The sequence below is a fragment of the Rhodococcus sp. DK176 genome (assembly GCF_038447315.2).
In the GTDB taxonomy this organism is placed as follows: Bacteria; Actinomycetota; Actinomycetes; order Mycobacteriales; family Mycobacteriaceae; genus Rhodococcus_F; species Rhodococcus_F jostii_A.
In genome coordinates this window covers 1,906,086-1,928,672 of record NZ_CP118321.2, presented here as the reverse complement: position 1 = coordinate 1,928,672, position 22,587 = coordinate 1,906,086, and the positions used below count along the sequence as shown (strand labels likewise).

Sequence of the window (22,587 nt, the reverse complement as noted above, 5' to 3'; positions counted from 1 at the left end):
GGTGGCGAAGCCGCATAATTGAGGGTGCGAGGTGAGACCGGTGCGGCAGACACCCTGGTTGGCGACGACGGTATTCGTCGGGTCGGTTGCTGTCCTGCTCACAGTCCACACCGGCGGCGGTGCGTCGAGCGAACCCGGCAGGGAAGCGACGCGCATGCTCGATCCCGCCGGGCCGATCCTCGTCCTCACTCCGCCGCGCGGGCAGCCGGGCGACCGCATCCAGTATCACGCGACGAGTCTTCCTACCTGTGGCGGGCCGTGGGCGGTGGAGTTCGGCGATCGTGTCCTGGGCGAGACCCGTCAGGTCGGCAGCGTCGCCGACTTCCGCGCGGCGGTGCCGAACCGCGGCAGTCGCGGTTTCCAGGTGGCCGGTCTGCGGTGCCTGCCGACCCCGTCCATGGTGGTGCAGACGACTTTCGAGGTGCTCCCGGTGACACGCTTGCCGGAGCCGACCACTACCTGGATGCTGCCCCCACCACCAGAGCTACCGACGCGGACGAAGAGACCCACACCGACGCCCACCACGACGATCACAGCTCCTGCTGACGCGGAGCGGTAGCGGCGGGATCGACTGCTGGGAAACCGTCGTCCGCCGAGGGCCCTGGGTGGTGTCCTCAGACGGTGTAGTGCAGCAGAGAGACGCCGTTCTGGAAGCCGCGGGCCTCCACCAGCTGCAGCCTCGGCATCTCGTACCCGTCGGGGAACAGCCTTCGTCCCCGACCTTGGACGACGGGGTACACGAACAGCCGGTACTCGTCGACCAGGCTGGACTCGATCAGGGCATGGGTCAGCTTGATGCTGCCCGTGACCACGATGTCGCGGCCCTCCTGCCCCTTCAAGGCCTGTACCCGGGCGATCCAGTCGCTCGTGAGCACGGTCGAGTTCCGCCACTGGGGGTCGACCATGGTCGAGGAGACGACGTACTTCTGAATCTGGTTCAGCTCGTCGGTAATCCCCGTCCGGTCGTCGGTCTGTCGGGGCCAATAGCCGCGGAAGTCCTCGAACGTCTGCCGACCCAGCAACATCGCATCCGCGCGCTCGGACTGACGGCGGGTCGCCTCCAGCAGCTGTGGATCCTGGTCCGCGGGGTCGAACCAGTCGCCGAGCATCTCGATGGAGCCGTCGAGGGTGATGTTCTGGGTGATCGCGAGTGTTCTCATACCAAATACTGACACCGTGACGGCCGAGAAATCATCGGCAGCACCTGCACACCTGACGACGGCGAACAGGGGGCACACGTCACGGTGAGCGAACGGAGCCTGCGAGTACGCTGGCGCGGTCGAGAAGGAGAGGTGTTGTGCCCATGAGTGAGCCGTACGCAGTCGTCGGAGCGACGGGTGGTCAAGGAGGCGCTGTCGTCGACGCGCTGCTCGAACGAGGGCGTGAGGTCCGCGCGCTTGTCCGTCGAAGCTCTTCTCGCTCAGATGCATTGCGCCTACGAGGCGTCGAGATTGCCGTGGCCGATATTACCGATCGGGCGGCGATCGCGTCTGCTGTCGATGGGTGTGCGGGCGTGTTCGCGATGACGACGCCGTTCGAGGACGGCCCGGAGGCGGAGATCGCTCAGGGTGCCGCGCTCGTCGGCGCGTTCAGTGATTCCGGTGTTCCACACGTGGTGTTTTCTTCGGTGGCCGACGCGGACAAGAGCACCGGGGTCCCACATTTCGACACGAAGGCTGCGACCGAGTCGTTGCTGCGAGAATCCTCGGTCTCGTACACGATCGTCGGGCCGACCTACTTCTATGACAACCTGCTCGGTGGACTCGACGGCATCCGCCATGGCCGACTCGATCTGCCTCTGCCAGTCGATACCCCGTTGCAGCAGTTGTCGCGGCGAGACCTCGGTCGGTTCGTCGCCCTCGTGTTCGACGATCCGGACCGATTTTCCCGGACACGAATCGACCTGGCGTCGGATGATCCGACGCCACGTCGAATGGCCGAGGTGCTCGGTGAGGTACTGGGCACGCCGGTACGTGCCCATTCGTCCGACGCGGACGCCATCGCGTCGCCGGACATGCGCGCTATGTTCCGCTTCCTCGCCGACACGGGGTACGACGCGAAGATCGGCGAACTGCGCCGGCTCTACCCCGAGGTGGGCTGGCAGAGCTTCGCCGACTGGGCAGCCGAGTTGGCGTGAGGTCTGCCGGGAGCGCCAGCGGTACCGATGGATCTACCGGTGTGGCACCCGGGGTGGCGCGTATTCGACAACTGTAGCGGTCGCCACGATTATGTAATATGGGGTTCGGGAGCCCGGTACTCGAACACCAGCAGTGAGGACGGTCATGGGCGTGCAGGCCAACACCAGAGCCATCGAGAAAGACATCGTCACCGACTTCAGCGAGCGGATGAGCTACGCCTCGTACCTCGACCTCGACACCCTGCTGAGCGCGCAGAAACCGGTGAGCCGCCCGGAGCATCACGACGAACTGCTGTTCATCATCCAGCACCAGACCACCGAACTCTGGCTGAAGCTCGTCCTGCACGAAACACTCGCGGCCCGAGCTGCTTTCGACGAGGACGACATCGGCAGGGCGCTCAAGTGCGTGGCGCGCGTCAAGCACATCCAGAAGACGCTGACCGAACAGTGGTCGGTCCTGGCCACGCTGACCCCCACCGAGTACTCGGAGTTCCGCCGGTTCCTCGGCAATTCGTCCGGGTTCCAGTCCTACCAGTACCGCGCCGTCGAGTTCGTGCTCGGCAACAAGAACGCCGGAATGCTTGCGGTGTTCGAGGCCGATCCCGCCGCCCACGACCTGCTCGGACGGCTCCTCGCCGAGCCGAGCCTGTACGACGCGTTCTGGCAGTGCCTGTCGCGGCTGGGGTACGACGTGCCGGCCTCCGCGCTGGACCGCGACGTGACCGCCGCCTACACGCTGAACGAGGACCTGCTGCCCCTGATCAAGTTCGTCTACGAGAACCACGACGAACACTGGGCCGTCTACGAGGCCTTCGAGGAGTTCGTCGACCTCGAGGAGAACTTTCAGCTGTGGCGCTTCCGCCACATGCGCACGGTGCTGCGGACCATCGGCATGAAATCCGGAACGGGAGGGTCCAGCGGAGTGGGATTCCTGCAAAAGGCGCTGGACCTGACGTTCTTCCCGGAACTGCTGGCCGTGCGCACCGAGATCGGACGATGATGACCACCTCGACCGATGTGCCGGCCGCCCGCGCCGCCGAACTCGACGCCGCGGACCCGCTGCGCCCGTACCGCGACCTGTTCATCGGCGCCGACGACCCCTCGGTGCCCGCCTACCTCGACGGCAACTCGCTCGGCCGGCCCACCAAGGCGAGTGCCGAGCGGATCAACGCCTTCGTCACCCAGTCGTGGGGCGGCCGGCTCATCCGCGGGTGGGACGAGGAGTGGTACGACCTGCCGATCACGATCGGCGACACCCTCGCGAGGGTGTCGCTCGGCGCGGCCGCCGGGCAGACCACCATCGGCGACTCGACGACGGTTCTGCTGTACAAACTCGCGCGAGGTGCGCTCGCGTTGCGGCCGGACCGCACCGAGATCGTCGTGGACCGCGACAACTTTCCGACGGACCGCTACGTGCTCGAGGCCGTGGCCGGAGAACTCGGGCTCACGCTCCGGTGGATCGAATCCGATACCCGGGGCGGCGTCACCGTCGACGACCTGACGTCCGTGGTCTCCGAACGCACCGCGCTCGTCGTGCTCAGTCACGTCGCCTACCGCTCGGGCTACCTGGTCGACGCCGCCGGCGCCGCGCGCGTGACACACGACGCCGGTGCGCTCCTGCTGCTCGACCTGTGTCACTCCGTCGGCTCGGTTCCCCTCGAACTCGACACGTGGGGTGTCGATCTGGCGGTCGGGTGCACGTACAAGTATCTGAACGGCGGTCCGGGCTCACCGGCGTTCGCCTACGTTCGCGCCGACCATCAGCAGGACTTCGTACAGCCGATCTGGGGCTGGATGGGCCGCGACAACCCGTTCGCGATGGAGCAGGGCTACCGACCGGCGCCCGGCATCCGGCGGGTGATCAGCGGAACGCCGTCGGTCCTCGGCATGATCGCGCTGCAGGACACCCTCGCACTCCTCGACGAGGTCGGCATGGACGCCGTGCGCGCCAAGTCGATCGCGCTCACCGAGTACGCACTCGACCTCGTGCGCGAGGTGCTGATTCCCTTAGGCGTGGAGATCGGGTCGCCGGAGGACTCCGCCGAACGGGGTGGTCACGTCATCATCGACCACCCGCGGTTCCAGACCGTCGTCGAGCGACTGTGGACGAAGGGCGTCATCCCCGACTTCCGGGCCCCGCAGGGGCTGCGGCTCGGCCTGAGCCCGCTGAGTACCAGCTTCGGTGAGGTGTTCGCCGGGATACTCGCGATCCGTGATGAACTCACCGACTGAACCGGCGAGCGCCGTCCTCGACGACTTCGATTCGCGGCCCGGCAGCGCGACGTCCCTGATCCGCACCGTCCTCGGCGCGTACGTGCGCGACCTCGGCGGGTGGGTGGCGATCGCCGACTTCGTGGAATTGATGCAGGCCGTCGGTATCCCCTCCGAATCGACGCGCATCGCAGTGGCCCGCCTGAAGAAGAAGGGGGTGCTGCGGCCGCTGACCCGCGACGGGCGGAGCGGGTACGAGGTGACCGAGCAGGCCGAGGCGATGTTCAGACGCGGCGATCCTCGGATCTTCGGCTTCCGTCAGATGTCGGAAACCGATCCCTGGCGGCTGATCTCGTTCACCATCCCCGAATCGCAACGGGCGGTGCGGCACCAGTTGCGCAGGCGACTCGGCTGGATCGGCTGCGGAACCGTGTCGCCCGGCCTGTGGATCGCCCCCGAGTACCTCGCCCGCGAGGTCCAGGACATCGTCGACGCGCTGGGCCTGTCAGAGTACGTGACCACCTTCGTGTCCACATCGGTGTTCGTCCCCGATTCGATGGGGGACGCGGCGACGCGGTGGTGGGATCTGGACGGCATCGCCGCGCGGCACCGCGACTTCCTGGACCGCCACCGGGTCGCTCTGTCTGCCGCAGAGGAGGTGTCGCCGCGCGAAGCGTTCGTCCGGTTCGTCCCGCTGCTCGACGAATGGCGCATCATCCCCTACATCGACCCGGGCCTGCCCGCCGGCATGCTGCCCGAGGACTGGCCCGGCGCCGACAGCGTCCGCCTGTTCGCGTCGGCACGGGACCGCTACCTCGACGGGAGCCGCGACTGGGTGCGGAGCGTGCAGTCGCGGCTCCCGGTGTGAGGTGCTATCCGAGGAATTCCTCGCCGATGTTCTTGGCCCACTCCTCGGCCTGATCCTTCGGGCGGATCGAGCTGGACCCGTCGTGCCTGCCGTGTTCGCCCACCTGGACCGCGCCGAGGGAGACGAGCTTCTCCGCGATGATCTCGCCGCCGCGGTTGTAGGTCTCCTCGTACACCTTGTCGCCGAGGCCGAACAGCGCGAACTGCAAACCGGTGAGATCGGGTTCGTCTTCCTCGAGACCCTCGAAGAAGGGTTCCGCGCCGGTGGGCAGCTCGCCCTCACCGTAGGTGGAGCACACGATGACGTGGAAATTCTCGGGGTCGAGATCGCCCGCGTCGAACTCCATCATGTCGTACAGGGACGTGTCGCCGTAGTCGCCGAGCACGTCGGCGATGTTGTCGGCCACCAGTTCGGAGGTCCCGCCCTCGCTGCCGTACAGAATCACCACTGCCATTGTTCTTGCTCCTCGTGAGTTGCTGCCGACGTGGTCAGTACACGTCGCGCAGGTAGCGCTTTTCCTTCTTGAGCTTGGTCACGTAGTCGGCGGCCTGCTCGGTGGAAAGGGTGCCATGGGTGGCGATGACCTCGTGCAGGGCCCGGTCGACGTCCTTCGCCATCCGGGTGGCGTCGCCACAGACGTAGAAGTGGCCGCCGTCCTCGAGCCAGGCGAACAACTCCGCGCCGTTCTCGACCATCCGGTTCTGCACGTAGATCTTCTCCGCCTGGTCGCGGGAGAAGGCGAGGTCGAGTCGGGTGAGGAGACCGCTGTCGCTCATCGCGCCGATCTCGTCCTCGTAGATGTAGTCCGACGCGCGGTGCTGGTCGCCGAAGAACAGCCAGTTGCGTCCCGACGCGCCCCGCGCCTGCCGTTCCTGCAGGAACGCGCGGAACGGCGCGATGCCGGTGCCGGGGCCGACCATGATCATCGGTGCGTCGTCGTTCGCGGGGACGCGGAACGACTTGTTCTTCGACACGAAGATTCCACCGCTGCCGCCCTCGGCGATCCGATCGGCGAGGAACGTGGAGCACACGCCGCCGCGGTCGCGTCCGGCCGAGCTGTGGCGGACGCTGGCGACGGTCAGGTGCACGCTGCCGGGGTTGGCGAGCGGGCTGGACGAGATGGAATACGCCCTGTGCTGCAACGGCTTCAGCAACCCGACGAACTCGTCCGCGGTCAGGGTCACCGACGGTTCGAGGAGCAGCAGGTCGAGCACGTCCTTGCCCCACAACCAGGCGTCGAGGGCTTCCTTGTCGCCGTGCCGCAGCACGTGGCTCAGTTCTTCGTCGCCCGCCCGCTTCTCGATCTCGTCGATGAATTCGTGGCTCGGCGTGGAGATCTCGTACCCGTGCAGCAGGAGGTCGCTGAACGGCCGCTCCTTCCCGGTGACGGCGGCGTCCGCCGGGATGCCCAGCCGGGACACCAGAGCGTCGACGAGCGCGGGATCGTTGATCGGCATCACACCGAGCGCGTCACCGGCCTCGTACTCGAGACCGCTGTCGGCGAGCGCGAACTCGTAGTGCCGGATCTCCTTCGCGGACGTCTCGCTCGACAGCCGCCGGTTCACGGAGAGCGTGGACGCGTAAGGGTTCTTGCGGTTCCACTGCGACCGCTTCCGGGCCGGCTTCGTCTCGGGCTCGGCGACATCGGCGACGGGGGACTCGCCGCGAATGCCCTCGACGGCCGCGAACAGGGGGAGGGTGTCGGCGACCCACGCGGCGGCAGTGTCCTCGTAGTCGACGTCGCAGTCGACGCGCGGAGTGACGCGGCGGGCACCGAGCTGCTCGAGCCTGGTGTCGATCATCTTGCCGGCCTGGCAGTACCCGTCGTAGCCGGTGTCGCCGAGCGCGAGGACGGCGAAGTCGGTGTTCTCCAGTCGCGGCGCGGTCTCCGCGGCCAGCGCCTGCCAGAACAGTTCGGCGTTGTCGGGCATCTCACCCTCACCGTAGGTGGAGGTGACGACCAGGACGCGTTGCATGGCGGCGAGGGCGTCCGTGTCGACGTCGTCGAGCGCGCTCACGACCGGCGCGAAGCCCTGCGAACGGGCCGCGGCCGCAGCGTCTTCCGCGACACCCTCCGCGTTCCCGGTCTGGCTGCCGTACAGCACGTGCATGGCGGGCAACTGCCCACCGGCCGCCGCGGCGGGCGCGTCGGAGCCGCCGACGACGAGGCGCGAGCTCATGCCGGCGAGGAAGCCGGTGAGCCACACGCGCTGGTCCTCGCTGAACGGGGCGTCCTGGGGGATGTAGGGCATCTTCATGAGGGGACCACGTCTCTCGTGGGGATGAGATCGGGGAGAGCGTGCTGCGCGAACAACTCCTCGAAACCGGGCAGCCGGCCGATCTTGTCGACGTTCTTGGCGTCCTGGTGCAGGATCCAGCCGTACGTGCCGGGGGCGTCGATGGACCGGACGTTGCGGCGGCGCAGCGCATCCTTGTAGTCGGCGAGACGCTTGGCCGCCACCATCACGGCCAGGTCCTCGTCGCTGTAGTCCTTCAACGCTTCCCGCGCGTACCGCTGCAACCGCTGCATGAGGAAGAAGTCCTCGGTGAGCAGCAGGTTGCGGACGGCCTTGTCGACCGCCGGATCGGACGGATCCGCGACACCCGGCAGCTTGGACAGCGCCATCTCCTGCGCCGCGTTCAGCACGGTGTAGTTGTTCAGCAGCGCGAACATGGCTTCGGTGTCGGCCTCGCCGTAGCCGGGCACGGCGCCGTCCAGCACCGCGTGACCGTCCCGGTAGTCCAGCTTGAACTTGCGCACCTGGTGCGCGACCAGTGCGGCGGCGAGTTCGTCGGCGAGCTCCTTGCGGGGCTTGGCCTTCAGGATCTCGTCGCTGTCCTGGTACTGCAGCAGTGCGCGCGGCATGCCGTACACGAAGTGGTGCTGTTCGGTCTCCCAGTTCTCGAGCAACCAGGCCGCCTTGGCGGAGCCGGTGGCCTCGAGGTGCCACCCGAGCAGCACGTGCACGGCCTGACGGTGCAGCGCCGCGTGCTCGTCGTCGCCGGTGATGGAGCCGAGCAGGATCGAGTCCGCGCTGGCCTTGCCGGGCAGCTTGCCCTCGGGGTCGTACTGGTAGACGAAGCCACCGCTCATCCCGTTGCCGACGCCCTTGCCGAAGCTGCCGAGGTTGAGGACGGCGCCGTTGGTCATGTACTCGCAGGCGAAGTCGCCGACACCCTCGACCACCGCGGTGGCACCCGAATTGCGTACGGCGAAGCGGTCGCCCGCCTGACCCTCCACGAACGTGCGTCCACCGGTGGCGCCGAACAGTGCGAAGTTGCCGATCAGCACATTGCCGCCGTGCCGGTCGGAGCCGCCACCGGGCGAGCGCACGACGATGCTGCCGCCGTTGGCGCCCTTGCCGACGCCGTCGTTGGCGGTGCCGGTGTGGACGAGGGTCATGCCGTCGTTGCAGAACGCACCGTACGACAGGCCCGCGGACCCGGACGTGGCGATCCGGACGCTGCCGTCGCGCAGGTAGCCGCGGCCGCGCTCGTCGCGGAGCACGGCGGGCAGTTCGACATCGGTGAGCTCGTGGTTCAGCATCCGCTCGATGTCGACCGCCAGCTGGGCGCCGACGCTCTTGTTGCGGTTGCTCAGGTGCACCCCGTCGCCGAGCTCGACCGTGGCCTCGCCCTGCTCGACCAGCGCGGCGCGCAGCTGCACGAGCCAGCCGTCGTCGAGCGTGTAGTCCTTCTCCAGGTACACCGGATCGCCGATGGTCACTTCCTCGACCACGGCGAGCATCGCACGCAGGTCGAGCTGGCCGACGCTCGACGGGTGGTCGAGGAGCTGCAACAGATCGGAGCGGCCCCGGGCCTCGCGCAGCGAGGACATCCCCAGCTCGGCCAGCACCTCGCGGGTCTCGTGCGCGATGTTCAGCAGGTACTGCGCCATCGCCCGCGGATCACCGTCGAACAGTTCGGGGTTGGTGGTCAGACCGGCGGGGCACTTGATGTTGCAGTTCTTGGCCATGACGCACTTGAGCATCATCAGCGCGGTGGTGCCGAACTCGAAGCTGTCGGCGCCGAGCAGCGCCGACTTCACGACGTCGCTCGCCGTCTGGTGCGCCCCGGAGCACCGGAGCAGCACCTTCTGCCGCAACCCGTTGGCGCACAACGCCTGATGGACCTCGGCGACACCGATCTCCGCCGAACGTCCGGCGTACTTGAGGCTGGTCACCGCGGCGGCACCGGTACCGCCGGTGTTGCCCGCGACGTTGATGACGTCGGCGCCGGCCTTCGCGACACCCACCGCGATGGTGCCGATGCCCTCCGAGGACACGAGCTTGACGATGACGCGGACCCGCGCCGCCTTGCAGTCGTGGATGAGCTGCGCGAGGTCCTCGATGGAGTACGTGTCGTGATGCGGTGGGGGAGAGACGAGTTCGACGCCGGGAGTGCCGCCACGCGCTGCCGCGATCTCGACGGTCACCTTGGGTGCGGGCAGCTGCCCGCCCTCGCCGGGCTTGGCGCCCTGCGCGATCTTGATCTCGAGTTCCTCGAGCATCGGGTCGGCCAGGTAGCCCGCCCACACACCGAAACGGCCGGACGCGAACTGCTTGATCCGGGAACCGCGGATGGTGCCGTAGCGCGAGATGTGCTCGCCGCCCTCACCGCTGTTCGACATACCGCCGACCATGTTGGTGCCGTGCGCGACGGCCTCGTGCGCGTTGGAGTTCAACGCACCGTGGCTCATGGCGCCGGACGTGAGGAACGGGGTGATCTCGCTGGCCTTCTGCACCTGACCGATCGGCACGCTCGCCGGAGCGGTGCGCAGCAGCGACAGACATCGCAGCGCCTCACCGGACGTGCTCACCACAAGGGCGTCGCCGTCCACGCTGTGGTCGAGGAGGTCGTCGCCGAACCGCATGACCAGCGATTCGCCGAGCGCCGCGAGCACACGGGACTCGCCCGCGTGGGGGCCGGTGAGCCGCAGCCGGAACCGGTCCTCGCCGATGGCCTCGGATTCGAGCCCGCGCACCGCGAAGCTGTTGTTGCCCTTGCGGGAGAAGCGGCCCATCTGCTTGCGGAACTCGGCTGCCGTGGTGAGGAACGTGACGTCGGCAGGCAGATCCAGCACGTCGCGCAGCGCTGCCGGACGACGGGTGCGCTCCTCGGCCATCGTCCGCGCGAAGGCGCGGTAGCCGGGGGTGATCTCGAAGCAGTCGATCGCCTCGGGTGTCAGCTTCTGGAAGCCGGCGTTGCGGTAGGCGTCGTCGTCGAGACCGAACGCGTCCTCGAGCCGGTTCAGCGGCAGCAGTCGCAGCGATTCCGTGTGGTCCTGCGTGCCCGCCGTGTCGAACGAAATGGGCTCCTCGGTGAGGTCGACGAAGCCGCGCACGGCCGCCGTGCCGTACGAGTGACCCGCGCCCTCCGCGCGCTCCTTGAACAGGCCGAGCAGCGGGACGTCCTTCTCCCCGGTGACCGTCAGGGCGCGCTGGTGCCAGTCGGCGACGGCCTGCGCGATGACGGCGAACCCGACACCACCCACCGGTGTCTTCACGTTCGCGAAGTAGCGGCGCAGCACCCGGTCGTCGGTGTCGAGGTAGTTGGGTTCGAAGAATTCGCCGCCGATGTAGCTTTCGGCGGTGCACAGGCCGACCCGGCCCATCGTCTTCATCAGCGACTTCTCCGCGGCCTTCGCGAACCGCTTGAACGCCACATCCGCCTCGTCGGCGAACTTCTCCTCGGCGCGCAGACGGACGGCGAGCGGGTAGATCGCGGCGGCGCCGAAACCGAGGGCCGCGGCCACGTGGTGCGACGACGAGATCTGACCGCTCTCGGCGACGACGGACACCCGCAGGCGCAGGCCCTCCTCGATCAGCCGCTGGTTGACAGCGGAGATCGCCACGATCATCGGCAGCGCGGCGCGGTCGGTGGCCACGTGACGGTCGGTGACGATCGCGATGCCGCCCTGCTCGCGGGCGAACGCCTCCACCTCGTCGCAGAGCCCGTCGACCGCGGCCTCCAGCGCAGCCGCGTTGGCGGCGGAGTCACCGTGGACGGGGGTGTACAGCATCGGGAAACGCTGCACCGGGGTCTCGGACTGCTTGCGGATCCGCAGCATGTCCATGTGGGTGAGGATCGGCGACGGCACCACGATCTGCGGCGCAGACTGCGCCCCGCTGTTCGGCTTGGCGCCCAGCGCGACACGCAGCGTCATGCCGTCGGCCTCACGGATGCTGTCGAGCGAAGGGTTCGTGACCTGGGCGAAACGCTGCGAGAAGTACTTGGCCACCCCGCCTTCCTGATCGGAGAGCGCGTTGATGGCGTTGCCGTAGCCCATCGCGGAGATCTTCTCCTGACCCGACGCGAGCATCGGGTCCATCATGAACTTGAAGCTTTCCTGGTTGTGCGAGTACGCGACGTAGCGCTGGGTGCGCTCGAGGTCGCCGTTGTACCGCAGCGGTCCCGGCTCGGCCTCGACCTCGGGCAGCGCCTCGATGGTCCGGCGGGCCTCCGCGACGAGCGTCGGGTAGTCGTTCCGGGAGGCGAGCAGCTCGAGTGCCTCGTCGGTGGAGTACGAGCGGCCCTCGCGGTGGTCGAAGTACAGCATGCCGCCGGCCTCGATGCGTCCGCGGTGCAGGACGGTCTCGGGGTCGAAGTCGATCTGCCCGGCCTCGGACGTGACGCACAGGTACTCGTCCGTCTCCACCGAGCGCAGCGGACGCAGTCCGAGCCGGTCGAGCCGCGCGCCGACGACGGTGCCGTCGCCGAAGATCAGCGCGGCCGGGCCGTCGTTCTTCTCCTCGTACAGCGAGAAGTACTCGAGCATCGCCCGGACCTCGGGCGACAGGGTGGAGTCGTTCTCCCACGCCGGCGGCATCATCGACACCACCGCGGTCACCAGGTCGAGACCGTCCTCCACCACCCGGCTCTGCAGCGTCTGGTCGAGGCGGCAACTGTCCGACTGGCCGTGCGGGCGGACGATCTCCCGGTTCCGGGCACGAGCGAGCGCCGTCTCGGACAGGCGATTCTTCTTGTCCGTGTTGAGCTCGCCGTTGTGCGCCATCAGACGGAACGGCTGCGCCATCGTCGGATGCGGGTCGGTGTTCGTCGAGAACCGGGTGTGGAAGTACAGGGTGTGGATGGCGTGCGCCGGGTCGACGAGGTCCTGGAAGTAGGGCATCACCTCGTTCGAATTGAGGCGGCCCTTGAGCACCTGGGTGCGGGCGCTCAGCGACAGCGGGTAGAGCCCGGCCAGATCGGGCTGGGTGTACGCGACGGCCTCGATCGCGAGCAGGGCGTCGTGGATGCGACGGTCGAACTCGGTCTCGTCGGCGCACGCGTCGGGCGCGGTGAACACCCACTGCCGGATCGGCAGCTGGTGCCGGATCGCGGCGGGCCGGAGCACGGTCGCGTCGACGGGCACGTCACGCTCGAGCAGCACGTGGAAACCCTGGTCGGCGAGAGCCCGCTCGATGACGGCCTCCGCGTCGCCGTGGAATGCCACGTCGGTGGGGAGGAAGAAGTTGCCGACACCGAACCGGCCGGCCTCGAGATCGTCCTGACCGGTCAGGGTGCGGAAGAACGGCACCGACAGGTCGACGCAGACACCGGCGCCGTCGCCGACACCCTCCGCCGACATGCCACCACGGTGAGGAACAGCACACAGGGCCTCATGGCCCCTGATGAGGACGTCATGGGTCTGAATGCCGTCCTTGCGGGTGATGAAGCCCACGCCGCAGCTGCTCTTGTCGAGCGTCCTGTCGTACAGGCCGGACTCGGTGGCACTCGTGTTCAACCGACTGTCTCCTCGCGATACTCGCCGAATATGGGGCCGTGCTGGGCGCACGGGTGGCGTCGGCGAGAGGAACACGGCAGAGAACCGGCCCCGAACCGATACGCCGGTGAGGCAGACGTCGTTGTCTGAGGTGCGGACCTTTTCCAGGTCCGCGCGAAATCGCAGATTAGCCGAGGCTAAGTCCCTACTGCAAGCTGCTCGATCCGCAGCCGCCGAGCGGTACCAAATCCGCGACGAGCGTGCAGCCGAACGCCGAGTTGCGAACATCACACCTGGCCAGGACGCTGGGCCGCGCTCGTAGACGCACGGGCATTGGTCAGATGCCGACGCTATTGCGGGTGCGGGTGACCATTCGGTGGGCGTTTGTCCCGCTGACCTCAGTCGGCGAGGTCGATGCGGACGGTCAGCAGGTCGGTGCCGACGGCCCGGACGGCGACGCTGTTCATCCGGGGAAGCTGCGCCAGCCGGGCGCGGGCGTCGTCGTCGGGGAGCAGCGTCGCGGTGCCGGCGTGCCACCTGCCGTGGATCCGCAGCCGAACGGCATTGTTCGCGCGGATGTTGCGGATGTAGTTCGACCGCTCACCGAACTCGGACACCAGCCAGAACTCGGTGCCCGTGCGCCGGCCGCCGATGGGCGTGACGCGGGGCTGCCCGCTGACGCGGCCGGTGGTCTCGAGGAGCGTCTGGCTCGACAGTCGCGTGGAGAGCGGGTTGGCGACGTGCCGCTGGAATTGCATGACGATCCGTCGTTTGATCGCGTCGAGGTCGGCCATGACGAGAGCCTTCCACGTGGGGAAGGCTCTCGTCGACCGTTTCGCTACTTCGCGGCGACCGCGTCGTCGTCCTCGAACGGGTCGCCGGTCCGTTCGGCGTTGTAGCGGGCTTCGTCGAGGATGCCTTCGCGCTTCGCGACGATCGTCGGGACGAGAGCCTGCCCGGTGACGTTGACCGCGGTGCGGCCCATGTCGACGATCGGTTCGACCGCGAGCAGCAGGCCCACACCGGCGAGGGGCAGTCCCAGCGTCGACAAGGTGAGCGTCAGCATGACGGTGGCGCCGGTGGTGCCCGCGGTGGCAGCGGATCCGATCACGGAGACGACGATGATCAGCAGGTAGTCGGTGAACGACAAAGGCACACCGTAGAACTCGGCGACGAAGATCGCGGCGATCGCGGGATAGATGGCAGCGCAGCCGTCCATCTTGGTGGTCGACCCGAGCGGCACGGCGAACGACGCGTACTCGCGGGGGACACCGAGATTGCGTTCTGTGACCCGCTCGGTGAGGGGCAGGGTACCGATCGACGAACGGGACACGAAGCCGAGCTGCGTGGCAGGCCACACACCGGAGTAGAAGGCACGCACCGACAGTCCGTGCGCGCGGATCAGGACGGGGTAGACGACGAGGAACACGATGGCCAGGCCGATGTAGACGGCGGCGGTGAACCAGCCGAGCGAGCCGATGGCGTCCCAGCCGTAGGTGGCGACGGCGTTCGCGATCAGCGCGGCGGTCCCGATCGGTGCGAGGCGGATGATCCACCACAGCACCTTCTGCACGATCGCGAGGAGTGACGCGTTGAACTGCAGGAACGGTTCGGCCTTGGCGCCGACCTTCAGTGCGGCGATGCCGATCGCGGCCGCGACGACGAGCAACTGCAGCACGTTGAAACTCAGCGACGTGCTGGCTGCGCCCTCGGTGAGGGTGGTCTTCGCGTTCAGGCCGAGGAAGTTGCTGGGCACGAGGCCGGTGACGAATGCCCACCACGAGCCGGTGGTGGCCGGTTCCTTGCCGGCGCCGGTGACGGTCGTGTGGGATCCCGGCTGGATGACGAGTCCGATGACGATCCCGATGACGACGGCGATGAACGCGGTGATCGCGAACCACAGCAGTGTCTGGACGGCGAGGCGCGCGGCGTTGGCCACCTCGCGCAGGTTGGCGATCGAACTGACGATGGCCGTGAACACCAGCGGGATCACCGCGACGGTAAGGAGTTTCACGTAACTGGAGCCGATGGTGTGGACGGTTCCGACGAGCCAGTTCTCGTTGCCGTCGGCGGCGACGGGCATGGCGCGGGCGACGAGTCCGAGGATGACGCCGACGACGAGACCGGTGACGATCTGGGGGGCGAATGATGTGGCCCACTGGGGTAGACGGCGTCGAGAGGTGGTCTCGGCGCGCGTGGACAGCGCGGGACTGGGCATGGGTGTGCCTTTCGCGTGGGGCCGTGGAACGTCGCCCGGTGGGGCGGATACGGCGAGAGAGAGTCCTGAGTGGAGAGGTGCGTCAGCGCGAGCGCGGACAGATTGCGCTCGCCTGCAGGCGGAGGTCGACGTAGCGCCGAGAGGTCAGGAACAACACTGCGGGAACAATACTCCCGGTGGCGGCGCGCGTTTACTCCGGTTCGGCCTCGTCCGGATACCAGCGGGCGTAGACGTCGGGGTGCGCGCGGGTGCGGCTCTTCCACGCGTTCTCGCCGTACGTGCGATAGAGCGGATTCGCCGGATCGAGTTCGATGCCGCGGGCGCGTTCGGCCAGGTGAGGCGGCAGCTCGATGGTCGGGACCGTGGCGTCGAGGGCGGGATTGAGGAAGTACGGCACGGACAGTCGTTCGGGCGCACCGGCGGGGGTGAGCACCCGGTGCCGGGTGGCCCTCAGGTACCCGCCGGTCGCGACCTCGAGCAGTTCGCCGATGTTCACCACGAACGAGCCGGCGCGGGCGGGTGCGTCGATCCAGTCGCCGGTCTCGGTTTCCACCTGGAGTCCCGACGACCCGGGTTCGAGGAGCAGCATCGTCAGCACGCCGGAATCCTTGTGGGCGCCGACGCCCTGCTCGCCGGTGTGGTCGGCGCTCGGCCGTTCCGGGTAGCGGACGACCTTGATCAGCGTGGCGGGGGCGTGCGCGAAGGCGTCGTCGAAGATCGCCGGATCGGCGTCGAGTGACGCGGCCCAGTGCCGCAGGAGCCGCATCCCGACGTCGGCGAGCGCGGCGTCCAGGGCCTCGATCGTCTTCTCGAGGTCGGGGAGATCCGCGGGCCATTGATTGGGACCCTGCAGTCTCAGGTAGCCGTCGGCGCCGGGGATCGGTTGCCGTTCGGGGCCGATGTCGATCTGTTCCCGCCAGTCGGTCTCGCCGTTGGTCAGTTCGTCGCCCACCCGGTTGTAGCCACGGAAATGGGGGCTGTTCAGCATCGCGATCGACTGCTTGGAGTCGTCGGGCAGGGCGAAGAATTCCCGCGCGACGGTGAACACCCGATCGAGCAGTTCCCGGTCCACGCCGTGCCCGTCGAGGTAGAAGAACCCCACGTGGTGGGTGATCTCCCGCAGCCGTTCCCGCCCGGCCGGAGTGTCCAGTTCGGCGAAATCGATGACGGGGAGCATCCCTCCACGGTAGCTCCGGTTGGTCGCGGTGTCAGGTCTCCCGGCGGCGCTCGAGCAGCATGCTGTCGTGCCAGACGCCGTCGATCTGTGCGAGTCGTTGCCGCACCCCGACCGTCCGGTAGCCGACCGCGTGGTGCAGTGCGATGGACCCGGTGTTCACCGCCAGCACCGAGGCCTGGAGCGTCCAGATGCCCGAGAAGTCCGCTTCGTCGATGAGCCGCCGCATCAGCGCGGTCCCGACGCCCGCGCCGCGGAACGCCCGGGCCGTGTACACGGAGTTCTCGGCCACCCCGCGGAAGCAGCGCCGCGAGGACACGGGGGACGTGGGGTGTCACGTTTCGGGGCGAATGTACCCGCGGGCGCTTCGGGAGCGCCGACGGGTACATTCGCCCGCCGAGGTCGGGGATCGGCACGGTGTCGTGACGCTCACTGCCGCAGCCGGATCCACGTCGTCTTCAGCCCGGTGTACTTGTCCGTCGCGTGCAGGGAGAGGTCGCGGCCGAACCCGGACTGTTTGAACCCGCCGAACGGGGTCTGCGCGCTGATGGCGTCGACGGTGTTGACGGAGACGGTCCCCGCCCGCAGCGCCGCGGAGACGCGGTGCGCCCGGTTCAGGTTCTCGGTCCACACCGAGGCGGCCAGGCCGTAGATGCTGTCGTTACCCATCCGGACGGCGTCGGCCTCGTCGGTGAACGTCTGGACGGTGAGGACGGGTCCGAACACCTCCCGGGTCACCACCTCGGCGGTGGGTGCGACGTCCGCGAAGATCGTCGGTTCGACGAAGGATCCCCGGCCGTCCACGGTGGTCTTGTTGCCGCCCAGCAACACCCGGCCCTCGGACCGGGCGCGGTCGATGAACCCCGTAACGGTGCGAGCGTGGTTCTCGTCGACGATCGCGCCCAGTGTGGAGGCGGGATCGAGCGGATTGCCGGGGCGGATCGACGACGCCCGGCGGACGAGGGCCTCGGTCACCTGTTCGGCCACCGACTCCTCGACCAGCAACCGGGAGTTCGCCGAGCACACCGCGCCCTGGTTGTAGAACGCGCCGAAGACCGCCTTCTCCACCGCCTCGTCGAGATCGGCGTCCGCAAACACCAGGTTGGGGCTCTTGCCTCCGCATTCGAGCCAGACCTGCTTCAGATTCGAGTCCGCCGCATACCGGAGGAACCGCTTCCCGGTCGCGGTCGAGCCGGTGAAGGCGAGAACGTCGACGTCGGGATGCAGGCCCAGCGCCGCTCCGGCGGTGGCGCCGAACCCCGGGACGACGCCCAGGACGCCGTCGGGCAGGCCTGCCTCGGCGGCGAGCTCGGCCAGCCGCAGCACCGACAGGGGAGCCTGCTCGGCGGGTTTGAGGACGACGCTGTTGCCCGCGGCGAGGGCCGGCGCCAGCTTCCACACCGCGAGGTCGAGTGGGAAGTTCCACGGGACCACCGCCCCGACGACCCCGAGGGGTTCGCGGGAGACGAGCGCGAGACTCCCGGGATCGGTGGGCGCGATCTCCCCGCCGATCTTGTCGAGGGCTTCGGCGTAGAACCTGAAAAGCTCGGCCGCCGAGGGGACGTCGACGGTCAGTGCCTCCACCACGAGCTTGCCCATGTCGAGGGAGTCGAGCAGGGCGAGCTCGTGCCGGTGTTCGAGGATCAGCTCGGCGAGCCGGAGCAGGACCCGCTTGCGGTGCGACGCCGGGCTCCGCGACCAGACGCCCGAGTCGAACGCCTCGCGCGCAGACCGCACCGCGGCGTCGACGTCCGGGGCGTCCGCGGCCGCCACCCGTGCCAGCAGCTCACCGGTGGCCGGGTTGATCGAGTCGAACGTCTCATCGGACTTGGCGGGACGGAACGCGCCGTCGATGAAGAGCTCCCGGCGCGGCGTGATCGTCGCGGCGAGCCGGGTCCAGTCGTCGAGTGTGGTCGGGTCAGGCATCGTCATCCCTCGTGCTCGAAAGTGGTGGTGTGGGATCAGGGAACATAGATGGCGAACTGTTTGAGCAGGGGCTCGTCGACGCGGTACTCGCCGCGCCACCCCTTGGTCAGGGTGAATGCGTCGCCGGGTCCGAAGGTGTGCGAGACGCCGTCGTCCGCTGTCAGCGTCACCGAACCCTCCAGCACCCGGGTGTATTCGTCGCCCGGGTAGGACTCGATGTACTCGCGATACGGCTCGGCGCGCCAGGAGCCGACGGTGAACTTCTCGTCGCCGCTGCTCAGGTGGATCATTTCGTGTTCCTTCGGATCGCCCGCCCGGAGCGTGTCCGCGGTGACGTACGCGCTGGGTGTCATCGCCGCGATGTTCCGGGCGTCGGTCGGGATCGGGTGCACTGCGGTCATGGTGGTGTTCCTCAGTTCTGTGCGTTGGCGAGCGGGGGGACGGAGAATCTCTCGACGGGTTCGATGGACAGTCCGGTGACTTCGCGTAGGAAGGCGACCGGGCCCGCGGCGGGTGGTTCGTCCAGTTCCTCGGCGTACCGGTGCCCGGACCAGACCGCCGCCGCGATCGTGGACGGGGCCCAGGCGTCGCCGATGCCGCGAACACTGCGCAGGTCGGCGCCGGCCCATTCGGATTCGCGCGACTGCAGTTCGTGGAACAACCCGTCCTTCGGGAGCCGCGCGGTGACGAGGACGACGCTGTCCGCGTCGACGAACTGCTCGTCGCCGGTGAACGCGCACACGGTGCGGACGCCCTGCGCGGTGACCGCGGTGACGGCGCGATTCACCTGAACGTGCACACCGGCCTTGATGATTCGCTTGCGGATGCGGACCACCTCCATGGTGTTCGTCGTCCACTGCGACACATGCGCGGCCGGCGTGATCAGGGTGACGTCGAATCCCTCCTTGGCGAGGAGTTCGGCGACGACGGCACCGAGGTAGTAGTGGTCGTCGTCGAAGAGCACGACCTTGTTGCCCCGGGGCCGGAGCCCCGCCATCACGTCGTCGGGGGTCAGGACGTCGGCGTGCTCGTCGACGGGAACGGCGTGGGTGTGCCACCGGCCGACGCCGTCGCGGCGCCAGTGCGAGCCCGTGGCGACGACCACGTGCTGGAAGTCGTTCTCGATGACGTCGTCGGCGGTCATCTCGCTCTCCATGAACACGTCCACTTCGGGGAGCCTGCGGAGTTGCTGTTCGCGGTAGTCGACCACGCGGATCCACGCGGACAGGCCGGGCAACTTGGACTCGCGGGTCACGCGGCCGCCGAGTTGCCTGCTCGCCTCGGCGAGGCTGACGTGGTAGCCGCGTTGCCCGAGTGCGCGGGCCGCCTCGAGTCCGGCGGGGCCGGCGCCGACGACGAGGACGTTCGAATCGGTCGAGCGCACCTTGATTCGCTCCGGGTGCCAGCCGCGCCGGAACTCCTCGCCCATCGTCGGGTTCTGGGTGCAGCGGATCGGCGACATGGTGAAGTCGCCGGACACGCAGATATTGCAGCCGATGCACTCCCGGATGTCCTCGAGGTTCCCCTCCTCGATCTTGCGCGGAAGGTACGGGTCGGCGATCGAGGGTCGGGCCGCCCCGATGAAGTCGAGGATGCCGCTCTTGACCTGATGCAGCATCGTGTCGGGCGAGGTGAAGCGGCCGACGCCGACGACGGGTTTCGTGGTGAGCTGCTTCAGCCCGCGGACGTACGGCTCCTGCTCCGCCTCGGGACCGAACCGCGACGTGACGGAGTCGTCCTCCCAACTGCCCAGCACGAAGTCCCACAGATCGGGGGTCTCGCCGAGCAGGCCGATCACGTCCTCGATCTCGCTGCGGGTGATCCCCTCGTCGCCGAGGAGTTCGTCCACCGAGATGCGGCACGCCACAGCGGCCTTCCCGTCGGCGACCTCGCGTGAATCCTCGAGGATCTCGCGGAGCAGGCGAACCCGGTTGGTCAGGCTGCCGCCGTACTCGTCCGTCCGGTTGTTGTACCGGCGGGACAGGAAGTGGTGCAGGCCGCCGATCGCGTGCCCGGCGTACACGTAGACGATGTCGTATTCGGCCTTCAGCGACCGGCGCACCGCCTCCTTGTGCCAGTGTCGGAGGTCGGCGATGTCCGACTTGGTCATCGCCCTGGCCTGGACGGGGTCGTAGTTCCAGGAGACGACGGGCAGATTCTGCGGGCCCAGCGGGGTCTCGCGGCTGATCAGGTTGGGACTGTTCAGGCCGTTGTGGGCGAGCTCGATGCCGGCGAGCGAGTCGCCCTCGTGAATCTTCTCGGAGATCCGGGTCAGGGCAGGCAGGTCCTGGTCGTCCCACAGGCGCAGCTCGATGAACGGGCCGATGTCCGAGGTGGGGTGGATCTCGACCTGCTCGGTGCAGACGACGGCCCAGCCGCCCTCGGCCTTGACGCGCCGCATGTAGGCCTCCCCGGAGGGGTCCCGGTAGCCCATGCCGTTGCAGTGGGGGACTTGGAAGAATCTGTTGCGGGCGGTGACCGGTCCGATCTTGACCGGTTCGAAAAGGATGTCGTATCGCGGATCACGCACGGTGGGTTCCTCACGCTGTTCGGTTCGTGCAGTGCCAGAATCGTCGGTCCGCGCGACCACAACAGTCAACAGGATCTTTCCGTGCCACTGCATCAGTTATTCAGATGCCAAGTCGGCGGCATCAGCATCTGGATAACTGATGCAATACCCCGGATCTTTGTGCTGTACAGATTTGCCGGGTGCGGACGAGAGTAGTGACCGGCATCACTGCAACGTGAGAGGCACGATCGATGAGCGACAACACCCCCACCGCCCTGGCGGACGAACAGATGCAACATCTCGAGAAGTCACTCGGCCGTTTCGACATCGTCTTCCTCATCGTCGCGGCGGTGGTGTCGGTCGAGGTTCTCGGTCAGGTCTCCACCTTCGGCGCTGAGACCTTCACCTGGGCACTGGTTCTCGCGGTGTTCTTCCTGCTGCCCTACGGCCTCATCTTCGCCGAGATCGGCAGCACGTTCACCGGCGAGGGCGGGGTGTACGTGTGGGTCCGGAGAGCGTTCGGCCGGCCGCTGGCCGCCCTCGCATCGCTGCTGACGTGGGTGACCCAGCCCGTGTGGGTCGGCGGGTCGATGGCGTTCATCGCCGCGGAGACCTGGAACCACTACGTCACCGCGTTCGAGGAAGGATCGGTGACGGACTACCTGTTCAAACTGGTCTTCATCTGGCTGACTGTGCTCGCGGCCGTCGTGAGTCTGGCTCGCGGCAAATGGATTCCGACGGTCGGCGCGTTCCTCAAGATCGTCTTCCTGCTGTTCTTCCTCGTCACCACCGGCATCTACGCCGCGAAGAACGGATTCGCCGGCATCTCGGCCGGCGACTTCAGCCCCACCCTGACCGGGCTCCTCGGTGTGACGCCGCTGCTGCTGTTCTCCTACCTCGGGTTCGAATCCGGGAACAGCGCCGCCGGGGAGATGAAGAACCCCGCCCGCGACGTCCCGATCTCGATCGCCCGCGCCTGCGCCATCGCCGCCGCGTCCTACCTGCTGCCGATCTTCGCCATCCTGCTCGTCGTCCCCGCGGACGACATCACCGGTGTCGGCGGACTCCTCGAGGCGGTCGCGACCGTGTACAGCGTGTACGGTCCCGCCGCACCCGCCATGCAGACCGTGACCGGGGTGATCTTCGCGGTGATCCTGATGACCCAGGGCGCGGCGTGGATGATCATCAGCGACCGCATGCAGGCGATGGCCGCGGCCGACGGTGCGTTCTTCGGCGGATTCTTCGGCCGCTTCCATCCGCGTCTCGGAACGCCGGTGCGCGTCAACTTCCTGTCCGGACTCGTCGCCACCGTCTTCATGATCGCGGCCATGCAGATCACCGGCTCCGGCGGCTCCATCTTCGCGGTCGTGCTCACCATCTCGATCTCGACGTTCCTGCTCAGCTACCTGATCGTCATCCCGTCGGCGGTCCGCCTGCGCACGCGTTTCCCGAACGTCGTGCGGCCCTTCCGGGTTCCCACCGGAAACGCGGGCTTCCGCGTCCTCGGCATCCTGTGCTTCGCGTGGGTGCTGCTCGGTTCCTGGGTGGCGGTCTTCCCGGGCACCCTGGAATCGGTGTTCGGCCTGGACTACGACTTCGAGGAGATCTGGGGAGTGAGCCAGGGGACGTTCGAACTGTTCACCCTCGGGACGCTGGCCGTGCTCGCACTACTCGGCGCCGTCGGATACATGCGCGGCAATTCCGTGCGGTCGGCGAGTGGCCCGCGCCCCACCCGGGAAGACGGTCCCGGAGCGGAGCCGGATCCCGACCTCGTGAACGCCGACATCCGTTGACGGTGTCGCGTCCGCCGCGTGTGTC

At 68.0% G+C, this 22,587-nt stretch carries 17 protein-coding genes; 6 read left to right on the top strand and 11 right to left on the bottom strand.

All coding sequences use genetic code 11. The features are described 5' to 3' along the window. Nucleotides 1–40 precede the first annotated feature (40 nt). Entirely contained in the window at nt 41–559 is a 519-nt protein-coding gene (locus PSR88_RS09110; protein WP_083853096.1) for a hypothetical protein, read from the top strand. 55 nt (nt 560–614) lie between these two features. Here PSR88_RS09110 and PSR88_RS09105 read toward each other — a convergent pair whose 3' ends face one another. Further along, nucleotides 615–1,160, bottom strand: coding sequence for a dihydrofolate reductase family protein (locus PSR88_RS09105; RefSeq protein WP_016882902.1), 546 nt, complete (start codon nt 1,158–1,160; stop codon nt 615–617). Nucleotides 1,161–1,297: 137 nt separating this feature from the next. Between PSR88_RS09105 and PSR88_RS09100 the strand changes: the two genes are divergently transcribed. The 4 genes from PSR88_RS09100 (at nt 1,298) to PSR88_RS09085 (ending at nt 5,216) form a co-directional block, all read left to right on the top strand. After that, nucleotides 1,298–2,137, top strand: coding sequence for an NmrA/HSCARG family protein (locus tag PSR88_RS09100; protein ID WP_029539390.1), 840 nt, complete (start codon nt 1,298–1,300; stop codon nt 2,135–2,137). 145 nt (nt 2,138–2,282) lie between these two features. Then, the gene (locus tag PSR88_RS09095; RefSeq protein WP_011594726.1) at nt 2,283–3,137 is read left to right on the top strand and encodes a tryptophan 2,3-dioxygenase; all 855 of its coding nucleotides are present in this window, start codon (nt 2,283–2,285) and stop codon (nt 3,135–3,137) included. Further along, complete coding sequence (locus PSR88_RS09090) at nt 3,134–4,369, top strand: kynureninase (RefSeq protein ID WP_011594725.1); 1,236 nt, start codon at nt 3,134–3,136, stop codon at nt 4,367–4,369. Before PSR88_RS09095 ends, PSR88_RS09090 begins: the two co-directional genes overlap by 4 nt. Beyond that, nucleotides 4,353–5,216 (top strand): PaaX family transcriptional regulator C-terminal domain-containing protein, encoded by an 864-nt coding sequence (locus tag PSR88_RS09085; RefSeq protein WP_011594724.1) that lies wholly within the window; start codon nt 4,353–4,355, stop codon nt 5,214–5,216. Before PSR88_RS09090 ends, PSR88_RS09085 begins: the two co-directional genes overlap by 17 nt. A 4-nt stretch (nt 5,217–5,220) precedes the next feature. Here the strand turns inward: PSR88_RS09085 and PSR88_RS09080 are convergent, their stop codons facing one another. From PSR88_RS09080 to PSR88_RS09035, 10 genes are all read right to left on the bottom strand, one after another. Then, entirely contained in the window at nt 5,221–5,670 is a 450-nt protein-coding gene (locus PSR88_RS09080) for a flavodoxin domain-containing protein (protein ID WP_011594723.1), read from the bottom strand. A 34-nt stretch (nt 5,671–5,704) separates the two neighbouring features. Beyond that, on the bottom strand, nt 5,705–7,474 hold the full coding sequence (locus PSR88_RS09075; protein WP_011594722.1) for a sulfite reductase subunit alpha: 1,770 nt from the start codon (nt 7,472–7,474) through the stop codon (nt 5,705–5,707). Continuing rightward, nucleotides 7,471–12,963: a glutamate synthase-related protein gene (locus PSR88_RS09070; protein ID WP_016882904.1), complete on the bottom strand. Its 5,493-nt coding sequence runs from the start codon at nt 12,961–12,963 to the stop codon at nt 7,471–7,473. The genes PSR88_RS09075 and PSR88_RS09070 overlap by 4 nt, the downstream gene beginning before the upstream one ends. Nucleotides 12,964–13,340: 377 nt before the next feature. Beyond that, nucleotides 13,341–13,736 (bottom strand): nitroreductase/quinone reductase family protein, encoded by a 396-nt coding sequence (locus tag PSR88_RS09065; protein WP_009474488.1) that lies wholly within the window; start codon nt 13,734–13,736, stop codon nt 13,341–13,343. 44 nt (nt 13,737–13,780) lie between these two features. Beyond that, nucleotides 13,781–15,160, bottom strand: a complete 1,380-nt coding sequence (locus tag PSR88_RS09060; RefSeq protein WP_016882905.1) for a dicarboxylate/amino acid:cation symporter — start codon at nt 15,158–15,160, stop codon at nt 13,781–13,783. 190 nt (nt 15,161–15,350) lie between these two features. Beyond that, the gene (locus PSR88_RS09055) at nt 15,351–16,337 is read right to left on the bottom strand and encodes an isopenicillin N synthase family dioxygenase (RefSeq protein WP_011594719.1); all 987 of its coding nucleotides are present in this window, start codon (nt 16,335–16,337) and stop codon (nt 15,351–15,353) included. Between the two features lie 31 nt (nt 16,338–16,368). Continuing rightward, a complete protein-coding gene (locus PSR88_RS09050) occupies nt 16,369–16,626 on the bottom strand; it encodes a GNAT family N-acetyltransferase (RefSeq protein WP_020476808.1) in 258 nt (85 codons plus the stop codon). Nucleotides 16,627–16,763: 137 nt separating this feature from the next. Continuing rightward, nucleotides 16,764–18,260 carry an aldehyde dehydrogenase gene (locus PSR88_RS09045; protein WP_029539393.1) on the bottom strand — a complete coding sequence of 499 codons (1,497 nt, stop codon included), beginning with the start codon at nt 18,258–18,260 and terminating at the stop codon, nt 16,764–16,766. Nucleotides 18,261–18,295: 35 nt separating this feature from the next. Further along, nucleotides 18,296–18,661 carry a cupin domain-containing protein gene (locus PSR88_RS09040; protein WP_011594716.1) on the bottom strand — a complete coding sequence of 122 codons (366 nt, stop codon included), beginning with the start codon at nt 18,659–18,661 and terminating at the stop codon, nt 18,296–18,298. 11 nt (nt 18,662–18,672) lie between these two features. Further along, nucleotides 18,673–20,790: an FAD-dependent oxidoreductase gene (locus tag PSR88_RS09035; protein WP_029539395.1), complete on the bottom strand. Its 2,118-nt coding sequence runs from the start codon at nt 20,788–20,790 to the stop codon at nt 18,673–18,675. A 230-nt stretch (nt 20,791–21,020) separates the two neighbouring features. On the opposite strand from PSR88_RS09035, the gene PSR88_RS09030 reads away from it, so the two are divergent. Beyond that, nucleotides 21,021–22,562, top strand: a complete 1,542-nt coding sequence (locus PSR88_RS09030) for an APC family permease (RefSeq protein ID WP_016882909.1) — start codon at nt 21,021–21,023, stop codon at nt 22,560–22,562. The last annotated feature ends 25 nt before the right edge of the window (nt 22,563–22,587 follow it).